Source organism: Paenibacillus vulneris, assembly GCF_039543185.1.
Taxonomy (GTDB): Bacteria; Bacillota; Bacilli; order Paenibacillales; family NBRC-103111; genus Paenibacillus_S; species Paenibacillus_S vulneris.
On record NZ_BAABJG010000015.1, the window covers coordinates 535763 to 552917 of the forward strand.

The window sequence follows — 17155 nt, forward strand, 5'->3', positions numbered from 1 at the left end:
CTCGATACAAATTCGGCTGTTTTACATTCCCGTCCCCCCCCCTTTTCTTCGAGACGAAACTGCCGGCAATCAGCCGTTCGTCTTAATGTCGGTGTCATTATCTCATAAGTTTTTTAATTACATAATTGGATATTTTTATATTTTTGTATAAAATCATTTCATTTTAAGGAAGAACGGGCAGGTCTCGATAAAAAATAAAGAGGCAGCCGCAGCCGCCTCATTATTTTTATGCTCAGTGGTGTACTCTCCATTATGGGTATTCAGCCATTACAATATTTCAATATACCCTTCTGTCCCATGTACGCGAATTCGTTGCCCATCTTTGATTATTTTGGTGGCATTTTCCACGCCTACAACGGCTGGCAGGCCATATTCACGTGCGATAACGGCTCCATGGGTCATCAGTCCGCCGACTTCAGTGACTAGTCCTTTAATGGATACAAACAATGGCGTCCAGCCAGGGTCAGTAAAGGAGGTAACCAATATATCTCCATCCTCCAGATCCGCATCGGCCATATTTAAAATGACTCGTGCACGTCCTTCTATAACTCCGGAAGAAACAGGCAGACCTACAATGGCTTCGACCGGGAGATTTTCCCGTTTGTACTCGCCTGTAATGATTTCACCATCGGACGTAATAACACGTGGCGGAGTTAGTTTTTCGTAAAATTTGTACTCCTCTTTTCGTTGGCTGATGATCTGGTAATCCAGTTTTTTGGTGCGTACGGCTTCGTGAAGTTCTTCAAAAAAGAGATAGTATATATCTTCTTTTTCTCGAATAACGCCGGCTTGTGCGAGTTGTTCGGCTTCTTTGAGCAAAGCCTGCTTATATACGAAGTAGCGATTAATCATGCCGTATTTCGGATATTCCCTATAGCCGCTGAAATTCCGGATTAGGTCGATCCCTTGTTTTGTTTCTTTGGCTTTTTGCTCGCCATCCGGTAATTGCTTCAATCGATCCAATAACTCTTCTTCTTTCTCCAGGGCTTCCTGTAGCCCTTGCTCAAATTTGCGTTGGCCAGCATTAGGTTCAGAGATTTTGACGTTACCAAGAATTAACGGGACAAGAGTCATTGGTTTTTCACTCCATCTAGTTCTCGTAACATCAATTTCACCGGCACATCGCATTCCATATTTGTTGAGAAAGGCACTGATAGCATCATGGGTTTCCTGTCCGCCATCCAACTTAAGCAATTCATCCATGAAGTCATCCTCTTTTGCTTGTTGTAAGAAATCAATAACTTGAGGATAAGGACGAATCACATCTGCAACCTCCAATAAAGCCAGACCCATTTCCGAAGTAATATTGCCCGGTACAGATTGAGAAAGCGTATCTGCTGCGTTTTTTTCACCTAGCCACTCGTTCATTTTTTCATTGATCCATGCTGAAGCATCCATAGCAGCCATAATGACAGCTGAGCTTTGCGGGTTAAATAATATCTTCTTTAGCTGCTGCTGGATATCTTCTAGAATAAAATCTAATAAATCCGATCCTGATTTCGTTTGGATGGTTTGCTTTAACTCCTCTAATGAAGTTTGATTCATCTTCATCAAATCAGAGACGATAGTCGGAGCGTTTTCGATTTGAGAAAGCATATCTGTATTACCTCTGCCGGGAATCGGTGCTGTTTTATCGTCGGGTAATAATTTTATAAAATCTCCACGCTCTATTAAGGTCATAAGTGCGTCCTTGATGAGCGGTTCGTGTTGTCCAAAGGTTTTCATTATGGCTTCTCGACTCGCTGGCGAAGCTAGCTTAGGCGTAACATCAACAAACAGCCTTCCGCCGGCTGTACGCATAGGTGCTGGAGTCGTTAACAGATAAAAGGAAAGACCCAGCGGTTTTATAGGGTCCGTCATCATTTGTTGGTGGCCGACGGATAGATAGACGTGATTTTCCTGATCATTCGCTTCAGGGATCGGATACAAAGTCGTGATTGGCCGACTCTGGACAATATAAAACGTATCTTGGGCCAAACACCATTCGATATCTTGTGGACAGCCAAAATAGGCTTCAATCTGTCTTCCGATACGTGCCAGCTCTAAAATTTGCCGTTCAGTAAGCGTTTGAGTCTTTTGATGATCCGGATCGATCTGCAGTGTCTCTGTTCCGCCTCCATTTCGTCCATAAATAGCTAATTTTTTAGCGGCAATCCTTTTGTCGACGATTTCCCCTTCCCGTACTTTATAACAATCAGCGGATACCAAGCCGGAGACCAGCGCTTCTCCAAGTCCATAACTGGCGTCAATGGAAAGCAGCTTCCGGTTGGAAGTAACTGGGTCGGCGGTGAATAGAATCCCGGAGGCCTGGGGGAATACCATCCTTTGAATGATAACGGATAAATAAACTTGACGGTGGTCAAATCCATTCTGCATACGGTAGATTACCGCGCGATCCGTAAATAGGGACGCCCAGCATTTGCTGATATGCTGTAAGATGGCTTCCTTGCCGATGATATTTAAATAGGTATCTTGTTGACCAGCAAAAGAGGCATGTGGTAAATCCTCGGCCGTCGCACTAGAACGCACTGCGTAAGCATGCTCCTCGCCAATCTGGGAGAGATAGTGAGCAACTGCTCTCACAACCTCGGAAGGGATTTCTGCTTCCATGATGCTTTGTCGGATCTTTCTGCAGATTTCACCAATCTGGCCCCGATCCTCTGCCTTTAGCATGGTTAGTCGATTGAGCAAAGCAGGATACGCTTCGTTTTGTTCGATGGCTTTTTGAAATCCCACGGTGGTAACACAAAATCCTTCAGGCACCTGGATTCCTTCCATTTTTGATAATTCCCCCAAGTGTAACCCTTTTCCTCCAACGAGTAAAAGCTGCGTCTTTTCGATTTCCTGGAAGCTGAGAACCAACGAACTCATTCAACATCTCTCCTAACCATGAATTTGAGAAAAACATTTGACAAAAGCTTTGTACCCATGATACACTTAAAGTGTAAGATGATCTTACTTTGCAATCTTGACCGTAAAAAAAACGGTCGTAGTCCGATTATATCATTGTGTCTCTTTATATGCAATATTTAAGAACCTGGTACAACTGTCCAGGTTCTTTTTGGTTTATAATAGGCAGCTGCTAACTTTGGCAAGCTTCCATTAATCTTTTCATGTGACAGTGCCGTTACGTTCTTTATAGTCCGTGTACGGACTTGCTTAATCTCGCCAATAACCGCAGACTGAGTTCCGTCCATATCGCGCTATAAAGCAAACAAAATAATAAAATATAGATGGCCGTAGTGATATCGAAGCTCGCAGCGACTGAAGGTCCGATCAGCGGAAAGCGAATGGCGTATAACAGCAGTGCAATTCCGGCCCATAATGCAAGAGCGAACAACGAGACAGCCTGGATCCGGTTTTTGGAGCGCGCTATGCTAAAGCCTAGTACCAGCCCAAGCAATCCTGCCTGAAGGTCATGAGAAATAACGGCGTCAGCAATAAAACCATATCTCTCCCCCGCCCTGCCAAATCCCATCTTCCGTACTGCGGTCCCCGCACTCTCCGTGATTGCATGATTCTCATGATATCCTCCAAAAGAAGCGGAAGATAAATGACGGCTATGGTGAGCATTACTGCACACGATTCTGTCTTCAACCCAGTCATGAGGCTGAATCCGGCTATCATTAATGGTTTTCATCAATCATCGTCACATTAGACGCCCAATGATAATACCCTACATTATCCGATGAAAGGGGAATCGAAATGAACCGGAAACTAACATTCGATTATATCATTGTGGGTACGGGGCCAGCGGGAGCTGTTCTTGCAAAAACACTGACCGATGATAAAAGAACATCCGTTCTCGTATTGGAGGCTGGCGAAAACAACGACCGGGACAAAGCGATCAGGGATTCTTCTGAGGCCCTGGAGCTTGAAGAACATTTTTTTCCAAAATATTTTTGGCAAGGAGAAGGTGTTCCCCAAAAAGGGCTCGACGATCGTGCTTTCGAATGGACTACAGGGCGCCTATCGGGAGGCGGCTCCTCCATTAACGGCGAGCAGTATGTTCGGCCTACTCCTGCAGTATTAAAAGAATGGGAACAGCTATTGGGTCCGCTGTGGTCTCCGAGACGGGCAATTCGTCGGTTTAAACGTTTGGAAAAGTACAACGGCAAAACCAGCAATAAAGCGGCAAGAGGATTTAAGGGAAGGATCGACATAAGGCAAACCCCCACGGAGCCGACGGGGATGACAAGAAAACTGATTACGGGAATAGAGCAGGCCACTGGTTTGCCCGAGATTCTCGATTATAACGATCCAAATACAACGCTGGGGCCCTTCACCCGATGGCAGCTGTATCAAAATCCGGACGGCCGCAGGGAGAGCTCTTCTACTGCTTTCTTATCTTCCGATATTATGACTGCCGGTGGACATGGAGTAAATGGACGCAAGCTTAAAGTGATATATAAATCGACGGCTTTAAGGGTTCTTTTTACCGGCAATAAGGCTGTTGGCGTTCAGTTTTTACGCGAAGGCAGATGCATAACCGCTTCCGCAAAAAAAAAAGTGATTATATCTGCCGGCATCAATAGTGCTCAGCTATTAATGTTATCCGGCATCGGTCCTGGTAAATTACTTAAGCAGGCCGGCATCCCGGTGATTTTCAATAATCCGCACGTAGGTAAGAGCATAAGAAATCATACGCTCAACTTTGCCGTATTCTCTGCCAATCCTAGAGATCATGCGCTCCCCGCGAATGACCCGAACAGCTTATACTCTGGAGGAGCGTTCTTGCCCGACCCTACCGGAGCCGCACCTGGCAGGCGTGCTGTACAACTCATAGGTTTGGGTTCGAAGGGCATGCTAACATTGGCAATTCTATATCTTCGGCCGAAAAGCCGAGGAAGCATTCGTATTCAAAATAACGACCCGTTAAAAATCGTGCTTGCGGACGAAGGATTTATCGCTAATCCTGAGGATATGGAAGCAATAAAAAATATTTTTAGAATATATGTAAAAAATATTGCTGCAGAATTAGAAGCAATAGACCCGTCTTACAAGCTCATTTCGCCTGAACCCGACGTTATTGATAACGATTCGAAATTGGAACAATATATCAAGGAGAATTTCGATCATAACCATCATCAGCAAAGCTTTTTACGGATGGCTCCGTTAAAGAACGGCGGTGTAGTTGATCGTAGAGGTCGCGTTCATGGTGTAAAAAATTTAATAGTAGCCGATGCTTCCATTATCCCTTTTACCGTTGACGGCAATACCTCGGCTCCCACATTTCTTATTGGTTACACAATTGCACGCCAGTTAAAGCTTCAAAACCAAAGAAGAATAAATCGAAAACTTTCAAGGCATTTGTTCGAAACGGTGGAAGAATAACAAAAGTTCAGCATTCCCGATCAAAAAACATCGCCTCAAATAGCTGCGATGTTTTTTGATGATAGTTTATCCCAAAAATGCAATCGAACGTTTTACTTTCCTTGCAAAATCTACTGGCTTATCAATCGATTCCCAGTGAATATACATTAGACGCGGGTTCTCAAACAGCCAGTGATTATGAACTGCTGTTACTTTAATTCCGTTTTTGCGAAGATTGGACAGTAACTGATTTACTTGGTTTTGAAAGAGGGCTGTTTCCCCTAAACATAATGCACGACCAGAACTGTCCAAGGATTCAAAAGAGAACAGCTGATAACGGACCAATGGCGATGTGGTGCGTCTTCCTAATATCGAGGCGTTAACTTTCCGATTTCTACTGACAAAACATACGGGTCCTTTTGTAATCTCATGCTCTGTACCACCTAAAATGCTAGAAAATTGGTTACATAGTCTTTTAAAGCGGGGACTTACTTTCACAGCCATATGAATCCTTCCTTTCGCTTTTATGATAAAATTCCTCTGCTCATACTGAACAGCTGCAATTAACCCAAGAATGCAATGGATTCTTTGGTTCTTCTAGCAAAAACAACGGGATTCATAACGGCTTCCCAATGCATATACATTAAGCGAGGATTTTCTTTTAACCAGTGATTATGGACCGCAGTGACTTTAATTCCGCGTTTACGAAGATTCGACATTAATCGGTTAACCTGATTTTGATGTACCGCAGTCTCGCCTAAACAAAGTGCCCTTCCCGAAGCATCAAGAGATTCAAACGAAAACATTTGCATTTGAACTAATGGGGAAAGGGTTCTTCTTCCCAAGATCCTCGCCCGAAGATTCGTCATTCGTGTAACAAAACAAACAGGACCCTGATCGATCTCAGATTCTCCCCCCAAAATTCTTCCAAATTGGATGCAAAGCTTTCTGAATCGTGGGCTTACCTTCACATGTTCTGCCATATAAATCCTCCTTTTAGCAATGTCTACATACCATATGATCAAAGGGGAGAACTGGAATAGGCAAAGACAAGTGTTATCAATAATTCGGGCATAAGCAGTCTATGACAGAAGCTTGATGCCACAAAATGAAAAAGCCGCATCGGATGCGGCTTTTCAGCTAAAAATTTATAAATCCTTCTTGATCAGTTTCATAAGGACAACATCTGATATAGATTACCTGGAATGATATTATCCGAAACGTTAAAAAAGAGCCTGCCGAAGGCAAGCTCTTCCTTCAAACTCTTCCATGTTCAACCCTTCAGAGACAATAGCCAATCCGAGTAACATTCATTGCATAAAAGCTCAATGTCTTCCTCAAGGCCGTCCTTATCATAAAGGGTGATACTATGAGCCGTTTCATCATGATGGTTTGCACTTTTTTTACAATAATAACATTCATAAGTCAAAGTACTCACTCCAATTAGATATTTGAATAGATCAAGTACAATGAACAGTGTTCCCCCGACTTTTTTATGATAAACCAATATAAATAAAGGCAATGGGTTTATTCGATGCCCCTGGGTATTCTATACTTAATCAGGCTCAAGCTTCCGCTTCCAAATTAAGGGTCTGAACCCCTTAGCATATCACCGATCAGGCGGGGAAGGATAAATGTTGGATTTCCTTTGCTTTGGAATGTCGATTCAAGGGATTGGAATGTTTTTTGGCATAACGAACTTAAGGGGGATTTATCTACGTGCTGCGCTTGTCTCTGCTAATCGGGGTTTTGTTCACCATGATCGCTTCACCTATGGATGCTTACGCTTTGAATTCGATACAGGGTAGTGGAGTTAAGGATGAGGTGACTGTATTTATACAGCAGTTGTATAAGGATCGCAATAGCCTCCTCATTCATCAGCAGCCCGAAGCTATCCAGAAGTACTACAATCAAACCGAAAGTGCGAGCAGGTATGCTTATCAAATGGAGCTTAAACGTGCAAAATATATCCAGACCTGGGCCAAGAAACGCGGCGTTCGACTGGTCTCTGCCGAGCCGGTTATTCGAATTGCACGCATCAAAAAGAACGACAACCTAGCCACGGTTTCACTGGTTCAGTCGGCAAAAATATCCTACGAGTACGAATCGCATCACCTGCCCCCTCAATCGTTCGGAATTGGTACACGGCATGCTCTTACATTGATCAAGGAGCGGGATGAGTGGATTGTGAAAAAGGAATGGTATCTGGATCCGCTCGAGGAGAACCCGGATTTAATACCTGATTCCCCGGCCGGCTTCCCCCAGCTGGCTCCTCATCATGAAGCTTCTCAGACAAAGGGACGGTACAATCGGGAACGCGCGGTCGCTTACGCCAATAAATATGCGGGGTTAGCCTGGGGGGCTGGAAATAACAATCGGTATAACCGGAAATATCGGGATTATACGCCTCTTGGAGGAGACTGTACGAATTTTGCCTCCCAAGTTCTTGGCGATGCTAAGGAAGGCGGCGGCTTGCCGATGTCAAATATATGGAGATACCATGGAGGGGGAAGCCAATCCTGGGTGCAGACGGATGCCTTTGAACATTTCTTGCTGTACTCGGGGTACGGCCGGCTCATTGGCAAAGGAACCTTCACGGAAGTTACCCGGCCCAGTGATAAGCATCCTCATGGAGCCATCGCGAAATTACAGCCGGGCGATTTGATCGGTTATGTATTGGATGGGGATACTGACCATTTCTCCATCGTAATCGGAGTGGATGCGAACGGATATCCTTTGGTAAACTCCCATACCGCCGATCGGTATCGTGTGCCCTTCGACTTGGGCTGGGATCGGACAACCAAATATATATTAATTCATATCAACGATTAAAAGGCGCGGAGAAGTCTACCTCCAGGAGCTTGTTCATATAATGATTTGGACAAATCCTTTGGGGTGAAAAGATGAAGCTTCCCGCCTTTATTAAACAAACAGCGCTGCGTTCTAGCGCTATTTTTCTTATTAAACTTATCGGACTGGCAGTCCGTATTCCTTTATTTCGGCTGCTTGGTCCTGAAGGCACGGGCATTTACCAGATGGTTTACTCCATATACGGCTTCGCTCTAACATTGATTTCCGGAGGATTTCCAACCTCCTTGGCGCTAATGACCGCAAAAGATCAGGAACGAGGACAGCGGTTTTTTCACAATATAGCGATCCCTTTCTTCATGCTGGGGACTAGCCTGGGCATCCTGTTCTTCGTTCTGGCTCCCCAACTTGCTCATTTTTTTGGTGACGACCGATTAACGTTTCCGCTCCGCTGTATGGTGCCTGCTCTTGCAATCGTCCCTCTTCTGCAGCTGTATCGCGGCTACCTGCAAGGTCTTGAATATTATGGGATGGTATCCGTATCCGAAATGGTAGAACAAATCATTCGCGTCGGCACGATGCTGCTGCTAGTCATCCTATGGATGAATTATGGTATTCATGCCGCTGCGGGTGGAGCGGTCTTCGGCGCCTTTACAGGTGCTTGTATAGCACTGGGTTTTCTTATCATTTGGTTTTACTGCCATTCCAGGGGATCGTCTATTGGAAGCTTCAGGTCTGTTAGAAGCCCAGCCTACCGCTGGCTGGTCATCGGGCCAGGCGTATTCTGGTTCATTCAATCCTCCCTGGCCATTACCCTCACCCGCTTAATTGTACCAGCCTCCGACGTTTTGGATGCCCTAATTATCCCCAATCGGCTGCAGGTATCGGGACTTAGTCAAACGGAAGCGTTCGCGATGTTCGGAGAAATCTTCGGAATGGCGGCGACGATCGTTTATTTACCCACGATGGTCACCGCTGCACTATCGTTTACAACTGCTCCCAAATTGACGGCCGATTGGGAGAGCGGCAAGACCAAAGAGTTTGCCGAGCGTTCCAATCTATCCCTAGAAATCGGATGGATATTGGGCATCAGTTCGATGATGTTTCTATATGCACATGCCGCTGAGCTGTCTAATCTAATTTTCGGCAGCCTTGGGGCAGCCGAGGCGATACGATGTTTGGCCTTCGCCCCTCTCATTACCGGGATACGGGAGCTAACGACGACAATGTTATGGGCCTCCGAGCAAAAGACGATCCCCCTGTTCGGGCTTCTCTTCGGATTAATCGGCTCTGCCGCAGCCGCATATTATTTCGTTGCCATTCCAGGATTCGGCTATTCCGGAGCGGCGATAGGTGTCTTCACACTGGAATGCATTGCACTGGTTTGGAACATCAGTTTTCTGAGAAAACGATGCCGAGGTATCTTCCCCCTGCAGCCTTTAGCTATCGGGACGTTGTTCCTGGCCGGAGTCGGTATCCTGTACAAGCCATATGCTGCCTTCCTGCTATATATCGGTGCCGAATCCGCTTTGGCCCGTTCTATTGGCGGTTTATTATTTTTCGCTGTTTGCATGGGCCTCTACTTAGCCCTTCGATTGCTGGGAAAACGGGGACATCGAGTATTTTCTTGAGAATCAAAAAGGAATAAGTCGGAGATGATAAACACGTTTACTTATCATTGAAAGAAAATGGGTTTGCGGAGGGAATTTGACTTTGCACAGTGAAGACATTCAGATGAAAATTTACGAGTCCGGGGATGAGGCGGCCAAGCTGCTGCCAATTTCGATTGATGAATGGGAAGAACGGGCGAAAAAAACGCTTGCCGCCGCACCGTTCGGATATGTTTATGGATCTGCCGGAGCAGGAGATACGAATCGGAGCAATGTGGAGGCGTTTCAAAAGTACCGAATCCGGCCCCGTGTGTGCTGCGATATTTCCCAGCATGATCTGACTACTTCCCTATTTGGCTGCCGGTTCCCGGTCCCGTTCCTGCTGGCGCCTATCGGTGTCAATACGATTCTCCATCCCGACGGCGAGCTCGGTCCTGCTAAAGCAGCGGCAAAGCTTGGCGTTCCTTATATTCTCAGCAATGTTTCCAGTAAGCCTATGGAAGAAGTGGCAGATGCCATGAAAGATGCGGTTCGGTGGTTTCAATTGTATCCGCCCAAAAATCACGATTTGACCAAAAGCTTTATCAGCCGCGCCGAAGCAGCCGGATACTCGGCCATCGTCGTCACAGTGGACTCCACCCTTCTCGGATGGCGCGAAACGGATCTTCGCAATGCTTACCTCCCCTTCCTTTCCGGACAAGGGATGGGGAATTATTTTACCGATCCCATATTTCTTGCGTTGCTGAAGGAGCCTCCGGAACAAGACAAGAAAGCGGCAGTCAAAAAGGCGCTTGAAGAAGGAAATAATACTTGTTTTACATGGAAGGAACTGGATTTCATTCGCAAGCAAACGAAGCTTCCATTATTGATCAAAGGCATCACCCATCCAGACGACGCCATTATGGCGGTAGAGCACGGTGTAGACGGTATCGTCGTCTCTAACCATGGAGGAAGACAATTGGACGGAGCGGTAGCGACCCTCGATAGTCTTCCTTCGATAGCCGAGGCGATTAGAGGAAGAGTTCCCGTTCTCCTGGGCAGCGGCATCCGCAGGGGCGCCGACATCATGAAGGCCCTTGCGCTGGGCGCTTCCGCCGTACTCTTGGGCCGCCCTTATGCTTATGCATTGGCCATAGCAGGAGAAATGGGGGTCGTGCAGCTGCTGGAACACCTTATCGCGGAAACCGAGCTGCAGCTAGCCATCTCCGGCCGCAGCTGTATTCAGGATGTGGATGCCTCCTTGGTGATAAAAGTGCAGTAGATTCTAATTGTTGTTAACTATTGCTTAAGGCTTCGTTCTGTCTGATAATCATAATTGAAAGATAAATCATTCACCAATTAGTAGCACTTTGGTGCCGGATTAATTGGCTTGTATAATTAATTCGGCTTCATCCCAGAGCCGCTGTAGAAACTGCTGCACGTCCTCGGCACGACGCACAAGGCCATCGGATGAAGTAATGCCGAGGTCGATGACGAATTGCTCAAACGCCGGAGCTAGCTCAACTTGTAGTTTTGGGGCATCTATAGAGAGTATTTTGTGGCACCTAGCGAAAGTCACCCCGATCCAGAACACTGCTTCGCGGTGATATCCGTCACGAATAAGGCTGCGACTGCCGTCAATCGCAATCGGTCGTGTAGCGGCAGTAATGTCACTGCTGAAGAAGAATGGGGTCTTGGCATGCGCTGCTGCAGCGTCGAAGGTACGGGCAAGCGCGCTCAGATGATGGCTGGTGCGCTGGGGAGTCCAGTGCTCGCAGCCCAATAACCTCAACAATTCCGGATAGAATTCGGTTCGCCCGAACTCCTGAAGCACTTTGTACGCAGCCAGATAGCGAAGCCGCACGGTAGGGTTGCGTACAGCTGCGACGAGGAGGACATGTGTGGTGACTCCGGTCATGAACAGCCATGACATAAACTGGTCATGCCATGGTGCAGTCAGATCGATATTCTGTAACCCATGTTCTATCTTCTGCTTAGCGTTTTCGCAGCGGCGCCGCACCCATTCCCTCTCGGCAAAATGGTGCGATACCTTCTGCTGCACGCCGCGCAGCTGTCCGGTTGGATCTGCAATGATGGTATCTACGCGGAAGCTGCCTGCCAGGTGATACGATGCCAGTACCTCCTCCGCAGAGGCGATCTGGTTCCACGATATGAAGGTTATTTCGATCAGCACATCACGGTAGATGAACTTCCCCAGTTTTAGAGGTGCTTTTGCTTCAGTGGTAACAACGACAACATCAATGTCGGAGCCCAATGACATCATTACGTCATCCGGCTGACCAACCGTCGAGCCGCTGAAATACGCCCCCATAAACCATGCTTCCTGACTAGCATAATGCTTGATCCACTCCGTTGCTGCCTCTCGAGCCGCTCCTATTTTCATGGATTATCCCTCCAAAATTGTATATTCTGGTAAGAGCAAACTATAGGTTATCATGGCGTGAATGTCTTCCATAAGCATTACGCAATAGTTTCCACAAAACCACTGCCGTATCCTGCCCGTCAATTTATCTCGTTTAGACTAATATCTTCGCCCTTTTCCGCATAATACTGAGCCTGTGCGTTCCATAGCTCAAAATATTTCCCAGTCGAATTCTTAAGTAATTCAAGATGTGTGCCTAATTGTACTAGCTCGCCATCATGAAAAACAGCTATTTTATCACAAAAACGACATGAGGAAAGTCTATGGGATACAAATAAAGCCGTTTTACATCCAATCATTTCGTTAAATTTTGAATACACTTCAAATTCGGATATGGGGTCGAGGGCAGCGGTAGGCTCATCCAGCACAACGATTGGAGCATCCTTGTAGATGGCGCGTGCCAATGCGATCTTCTGCTCCTCGCCGCCTGAAATATCGATTCCGTGCTCTTCAAAGCTTTTGTAAATAGATTGTTCTATCGTGAATGGGAGTTCACGTACTTTATCGGCAATTCCCACCTTTTCAAGAGACCGCCAAACTTTTTCTTCCTCGTATTCCTTCGACACCCCCACATTTTGCCCTATTGGAAAAGCAAGCAGCTGAAAATCCTGGAACACCACTGAAAAGAGGCTTACATAGGCGTTATAATCATACTTTTTTATGTCTTTTCCATTAAGTGTGATGTACCCTGATTCCGGATTGTACAGCCGGCAAAGTAATTTAATCATGGTTGATTTGCCGGAACCATTCATTCCTACGATCGCAGTGCGGCTGTTTGGCATTAGTTTTAATGACAGGTTTTTCAGCGCATATTCTTCACTAGACGAATAACGGAAGCTGACATTATGAAATTCAAACTCCCATCCTGTATCCGATAGGACAGGAATTTCGGTGCCTTCTTGCATTTCTGAAGGTAAATCAACAAATTCGTATAGCAATTCAAGATAATTATTGTTGCTTCTTATTTTGGAAAGCGAAACCGAAAGACTTCCAACTGCACCAACTAGCTTGAATATCGCGGCGTAACTCTGTGTAACACTTCCAAGACTGATCGTACCGGAGAGAGCTTTGAGTCCTATAAAAATATATATAAACCCTCCTATTAAAGCCGAGATCGCAGAATTAAGGCTGAGATATTTTTGATTCAGGCTGTATGTGCCATTCACAATGTTCAACCAGGGCAAGCGTCCCTTAGAAAGTACTTCCTCTATAATAAGCTTCCGCTGATCAAAAATTCGCACATCCTTACCGGCCTGGTCATCTTCTAAGTAAAAATAATTATAATACGCGATGTACCCGTTAATTTTTGCCCCGTCTTGAAACAACTCAAATTCTTTCTTTTTAGCTGTCCTCGAATTTTTTACTGTAAGGGCAATGCAAACTACGATTCCTACAATCAGCACTAAGGAAAACCATATCGAATTCACTACGCCTGTTATACCACTGCCTGCAGCAGCGGTTGCTGTTATGGCCTCAGATGCAATCAAGATAGCCATTATTATTGAAATTGTACTTTCAACAATAGATGCTGCATAGCCAAGGATAGCAGTAATCCCTCCTCCCGCAGCAGACATATTCCCCATAATTTTTTCTCGCAGCTCTGTACATTTCGGATCCTCCAGCTTTGTAAAATCCATTGTCAGGTTTTTATCATTAAGAAAATGTTCAAACTGCGCTTCAAACATCCCGCTCCTGATCATTAATTTTTTCGATATCCATTCAGAGAGTACGGTCATCAGTAGTGTCCCGCCGACCGTTATCCCCACGTAGAGGGTAAGTAAGTGCAGATTTCTGCTTCCCAGCAATTCGTCAATGATTACAGCCAGCATGTAGATGGATAGGTAAGGAATCATGGCGTTAATAAATGACTTTATCATCGTCAGCTCTAAATACCTCGGTGAAATCTGACTGATCATAGAACAACCGCGCTTTATTAATTGCAGATCTTTTTTTAACCTTCTTTTTCCCGATTCCTTTTTCAACTTGCTGCCTCCTCTACGCTGTTTTTGTAATACTGGCTCTGGATATCAAAGATTTCCTTATATCTTCCGCTTAGTGCCATAAGCTCATCATGCGTTCCAGCCTCCGCAATTGTTTTACCGCTAATAAGTATGATTCTGTCACAAAAGCGTGTCGAAGAAAGCCTGTGAGATATATAAATGGCTGTTTTGTTTGCGGTCAGCTCATCATATTTGAGGTACATGCGATTCTCAGCTATCGGATCAAGTGCTGCTGTCGGCTCGTCAAGAATGATCAACGGGGCATCCTTGTATAGCGCACGTGCCAACATGAGCTTCTGGTTTTCTCCTCCCGAAAGATCAACACCATGATCCGTCACGGAAGGTACAAGCTGTGTGCGAAAACCATCCGGTAAGCTTTCGATTTTATCTTTGATGTCTGCTAGCTCAGTACATTTATAAAGTTTATCCCAGTCGATTTCATTGTCTGAACAGAAGGTAATATTTTGGGCAATGCTCACGGGCAGCAAACACACATTCTGAAACACAGCAGTAATCAGAGAATAATATTCGTCTCTGTTAAATTCCTTTATATCGATTCCGTTCATAAGGACACGTCCTGAAACCGGTTCCAGGAGCCCGCAAATTAGTTTTACTAATGTTGTCTTGCCCGCTCCATTTGTGCCTACAACCGCTAGCCGCTCGCCTTTATGGATTTTCAAGTTTATATTATCAAGAATAAGTTCATCGCTGCCTTCATATTTGAAGCTGACATTTTCAAGCACGATTTCAACGGGCTCACCATTAGGCGGAAGCGATACCCCCTCATTTCTTTTCATTTTATCGCTCATATCCATCAAATACCGATAATCATCCACCTTATAATTTGCTGATGAAAGTTTCCCGATTCTGCTGACTATTTGTTCAAGCCATTGTCCGAATCCTGTTATTGCCCCAAAATAAAGCACAAAATCTCCAATAGAGATCTCTTGAATAAGGATCTTCCCTATTAGAAAAATGTACGCACCTCCATTTCGCACAAAAATGAATAGAGCTTCCAACAGCAGCTGTGTATAATACTTCGATGCGATCCTTTTCTGCCAACTGTATTTTTCTTGCATCATAAACTCCGACATGCCGTTGATCCAGGGCTTCATGTTATAAATCCGGATATCTTTTGCTATAGAACTATTACTTGTTCGGCTGATAACATAGTCAAGCTTACGATCGATCTTTGCACGTTCATCTTTGGTTTTGTGCTGCCATTTTTCTATATATAAAACAAGGAATACATCGACAGCGTAACTCAGCATAAGCAAAAGGATGATAATGGGATTAAGTATGAGTAAAATAGTACAGAAAGAAACAAATCCAAAAATGCTTTTAATCAGTTCGACAAAATGCGGGTAAAATGAAACCATATTCACATTGATATTCCTGTTTAACGCTTGGTGGGAACGTTCAATTATTGTTTTTCCTGCCGGGGATGCGAAAAGAGGATAATCCATATCAACAATTTTCCATGTTTTTTTAACGTAGAAATGCAAATTCCAAATTCTCACAGAGCTCATGAATAGGCTTTGTTCAGTATAATAGCTGACATACATCAGAACCATCATAGCCATCGACAATAAGCTTAGATGTATAACGAATTCATAAGCGGGAACAGAATTCACAATGGCATCAAGCACAATTTTGGGAATCCATATTCCTAGGAAAGCTACTGCAATATCTGCAGGAATTCTAATAAACGGGACAAAGACTCCCATCTTTTCGAAACCCCACTGCTCGCGAATCATAAATATCAAATTGCTAATAAACCCGTATGAGTTCTTTTGTTTATTATTTTCCATACTCAGCTCCCTTATTTATTCTTTCGTTTTTAAACCTTTAGTCCAATCTTCAAAGTAAATGCTTCTCCTTTCGATCATCGATACTTAAATAAAATAAGGGAAATTCAGGAAAAAGTATAGACTTATCATTTTCGATCGGTTATACTACTATTATGGATGGCGAGGTCATCTACGTTGTATTAAACCGTGTCAAAAACATACATACAAATAAAAGTGCAATGCCTATGGCAACGCACTTTTTTATTTTTTAAACACATTATGGACCAAGTATAACCTTAAACAGTCAGGAGCACCCCCATTGAAACGAACGAAGCTCTATAAGGGATTCCGCGAATTAACATCCGAAATCCACCTGTATACGGCTGCTAACGATCGTACGCCTATTATCGTATTTCGCGGCGATGAGCTAGTCGGCAGCGGCGTTATTAAAGAAATTACGGAGTTGTCCGTGAAGATCCGTGATGAGCGGTATATGCGGGCAGCCTGCCGCTTTGTTTACGTGAGATAAACAGAAACACGCGCTAAGGGGCTTCTGGTCCTTCCGGAGACTTGAAGCATTAATCCACGAAAAAAAGAGTACCAGCGTAAAGCCGATACCCTTCGTCTATCAGGCACATCGTAGTTCATTTACTTTCTTCGTCAGCCGAGGGGCCATAAAAGCCTGGCACTGGAATATCAAGCAGCCGCAAATATACCCCGAGCTGCGCACGGTGATGGACCATATGACTTAATCCAAAGGTACGCAGCGCGATCGCCCGCGGTTGGCGCAGGATGACATGGTCACCGTGTCGTAAGGTCCATTCCTCCCCGAGTGTTTTCTCGTCGCAATCGGCTAATAGCTCTTCAAGCTTGACAAGGTTCTCATCAAATTCCTTCAGTACGTCTTCGCGATTCTCCAAAGCTTCCCGGCGGTCCGGTAAAGTTGAGAGATCTAATTCAGCGGAAAGGAAAATCGCGATTTGCCAGTTCACCAGGTTAACTAAGTGCGTGGATAATCCGCCTAACGTCATTGATTTCATGTGCGGCTTCCAGTTCATATGCTCCTCGGGCAAGCGTTCAAGGATACGGCGTGTAGCGGCAAGCTCTTGCTTGGCGTCTCCGATAATCAATTGTTTTATCATAGATTCTTCTCCTCCTTTAATAGGGTTAGCATACACTCGAAACGGCGGTGTTGTAAATCTCTACAGGATG

13 protein-coding genes are annotated in these 17155 nt (G+C 45.0%); 5 read left to right on the top strand and 8 right to left on the bottom strand.

Going from position 1 to position 17155, the window contains the following annotated elements:
• Nucleotides 1–267: 267 nt before the first annotated feature.
• Both ppsA and ABEA66_RS16005 read right to left on the bottom strand, forming a co-directional pair.
• Nucleotides 268–2871 (bottom strand): phosphoenolpyruvate synthase, encoded by a 2604-nt coding sequence (ppsA, locus tag ABEA66_RS16000; RefSeq protein WP_345588807.1) that lies wholly within the window; start codon nt 2869–2871, stop codon nt 268–270.
• A gap of 265 nt (nt 2872–3136) precedes the next feature.
• Nucleotides 3137–3640: a hypothetical protein gene (locus ABEA66_RS16005; protein ID WP_345588809.1), complete on the bottom strand. Its 504-nt coding sequence runs from the start codon at nt 3638–3640 to the stop codon at nt 3137–3139.
• Between the two features lie 65 nt (nt 3641–3705).
• Here ABEA66_RS16005 and ABEA66_RS16010 point away from each other — a divergent pair, with 65 nt between their 5' ends.
• Nucleotides 3706–5334, top strand: coding sequence for a GMC family oxidoreductase (locus ABEA66_RS16010; protein WP_345588810.1), 1629 nt, complete (start codon nt 3706–3708; stop codon nt 5332–5334).
• Nucleotides 5335–5400: 66 nt separating this feature from the next.
• On the opposite strand, the gene ABEA66_RS16015 is transcribed toward ABEA66_RS16010, so the two are convergent.
• Nucleotides 5401–5817, bottom strand: a complete 417-nt coding sequence (locus ABEA66_RS16015; protein ID WP_079915045.1) for a DUF1259 domain-containing protein — start codon at nt 5815–5817, stop codon at nt 5401–5403.
• Between the two features lie 59 nt (nt 5818–5876).
• Nucleotides 5877–6296 (bottom strand): DUF1259 domain-containing protein, encoded by a 420-nt coding sequence (locus ABEA66_RS16020; protein WP_345588813.1) that lies wholly within the window; start codon nt 6294–6296, stop codon nt 5877–5879.
• Between the two features lie 736 nt (nt 6297–7032).
• Here ABEA66_RS16020 and ABEA66_RS16025 point away from each other — a divergent pair.
• From ABEA66_RS16025 to ABEA66_RS16035, 3 genes are all read left to right on the top strand, one after another.
• Nucleotides 7033–8145 (top strand): amidase domain-containing protein, encoded by a 1113-nt coding sequence (locus tag ABEA66_RS16025; RefSeq protein ID WP_345588815.1) that lies wholly within the window; start codon nt 7033–7035, stop codon nt 8143–8145.
• A 71-nt stretch (nt 8146–8216) separates the two neighbouring features.
• Nucleotides 8217–9752, top strand: coding sequence for an oligosaccharide flippase family protein (locus tag ABEA66_RS16030; RefSeq protein WP_079915048.1), 1536 nt, complete (start codon nt 8217–8219; stop codon nt 9750–9752).
• A 76-nt stretch (nt 9753–9828) separates the two neighbouring features.
• Complete coding sequence (locus ABEA66_RS16035) at nt 9829–10992, top strand: alpha-hydroxy-acid oxidizing protein (RefSeq protein ID WP_377739344.1); 1164 nt, start codon at nt 9829–9831, stop codon at nt 10990–10992.
• Between the two features lie 99 nt (nt 10993–11091).
• Here ABEA66_RS16035 and ABEA66_RS16040 read toward each other — a convergent pair whose 3' ends face one another.
• The 3 genes from ABEA66_RS16040 to ABEA66_RS16050 form a co-directional block, all read right to left on the bottom strand.
• Nucleotides 11092–12114 carry a hypothetical protein gene (locus ABEA66_RS16040; RefSeq protein WP_345588818.1) on the bottom strand — a complete coding sequence of 341 codons (1023 nt, stop codon included), beginning with the start codon at nt 12112–12114 and terminating at the stop codon, nt 11092–11094.
• A gap of 119 nt (nt 12115–12233) precedes the next feature.
• Complete coding sequence (locus ABEA66_RS16045) at nt 12234–14135, bottom strand: ABC transporter ATP-binding protein (RefSeq protein ID WP_345588820.1); 1902 nt, start codon at nt 14133–14135, stop codon at nt 12234–12236.
• Nucleotides 14132–15964, bottom strand: a complete 1833-nt coding sequence (locus tag ABEA66_RS16050; RefSeq protein WP_345588822.1) for an ABC transporter ATP-binding protein — start codon at nt 15962–15964, stop codon at nt 14132–14134. The genes ABEA66_RS16045 and ABEA66_RS16050 overlap by 4 nt, the downstream gene beginning before the upstream one ends.
• A 298-nt stretch (nt 15965–16262) precedes the next feature.
• Between ABEA66_RS16050 and ABEA66_RS16055 the strand changes: the two genes are divergently transcribed.
• Entirely contained in the window at nt 16263–16472 is a 210-nt protein-coding gene (locus tag ABEA66_RS16055) for a hypothetical protein (protein ID WP_079915053.1), read from the top strand.
• Nucleotides 16473–16587: 115 nt separating this feature from the next.
• On the opposite strand, the gene ABEA66_RS16060 is transcribed toward ABEA66_RS16055, so the two are convergent.
• Entirely contained in the window at nt 16588–17085 is a 498-nt protein-coding gene (locus ABEA66_RS16060; RefSeq protein WP_345588823.1) for a DinB family protein, read from the bottom strand.
• Between the last annotated feature and the right edge of the window lie 70 nt (nt 17086–17155).

Coding starts and splice junctions, on each gene's coding strand:
- ppsA (WP_345588807.1), bottom strand. CDS start 2,871: ATGAGTTCGTTGGTTCTCAGCTTCCAGGAAATCGAAAAGACGCAGCTT.
- ABEA66_RS16005 (WP_345588809.1), bottom strand. CDS start 3,640: ATGAAAACCATTAATGATAGCCGGATTCAGCCTCATGACTGGGTTGAA.
- ABEA66_RS16010 (WP_345588810.1), top strand. CDS start 3,706: ATGAACCGGAAACTAACATTCGATTATATCATTGTGGGTACGGGGCCA.
- ABEA66_RS16015 (WP_079915045.1), bottom strand. CDS start 5,817: ATGGCTGTGAAAGTAAGTCCCCGCTTTAAAAGACTATGTAACCAATTT.
- ABEA66_RS16020 (WP_345588813.1), bottom strand. CDS start 6,296: ATGGCAGAACATGTGAAGGTAAGCCCACGATTCAGAAAGCTTTGCATC.
- ABEA66_RS16030 (WP_079915048.1), top strand. CDS start 8,217: ATGAAGCTTCCCGCCTTTATTAAACAAACAGCGCTGCGTTCTAGCGCT.
- ABEA66_RS16040 (WP_345588818.1), bottom strand. CDS start 12,114: ATGAAAATAGGAGCGGCTCGAGAGGCAGCAACGGAGTGGATCAAGCAT.
- ABEA66_RS16050 (WP_345588822.1), bottom strand. CDS start 15,964: ATGGAAAATAATAAACAAAAGAACTCATACGGGTTTATTAGCAATTTG.
- ABEA66_RS16060 (WP_345588823.1), bottom strand. CDS start 17,085: ATGATAAAACAATTGATTATCGGAGACGCCAAGCAAGAGCTTGCCGCT.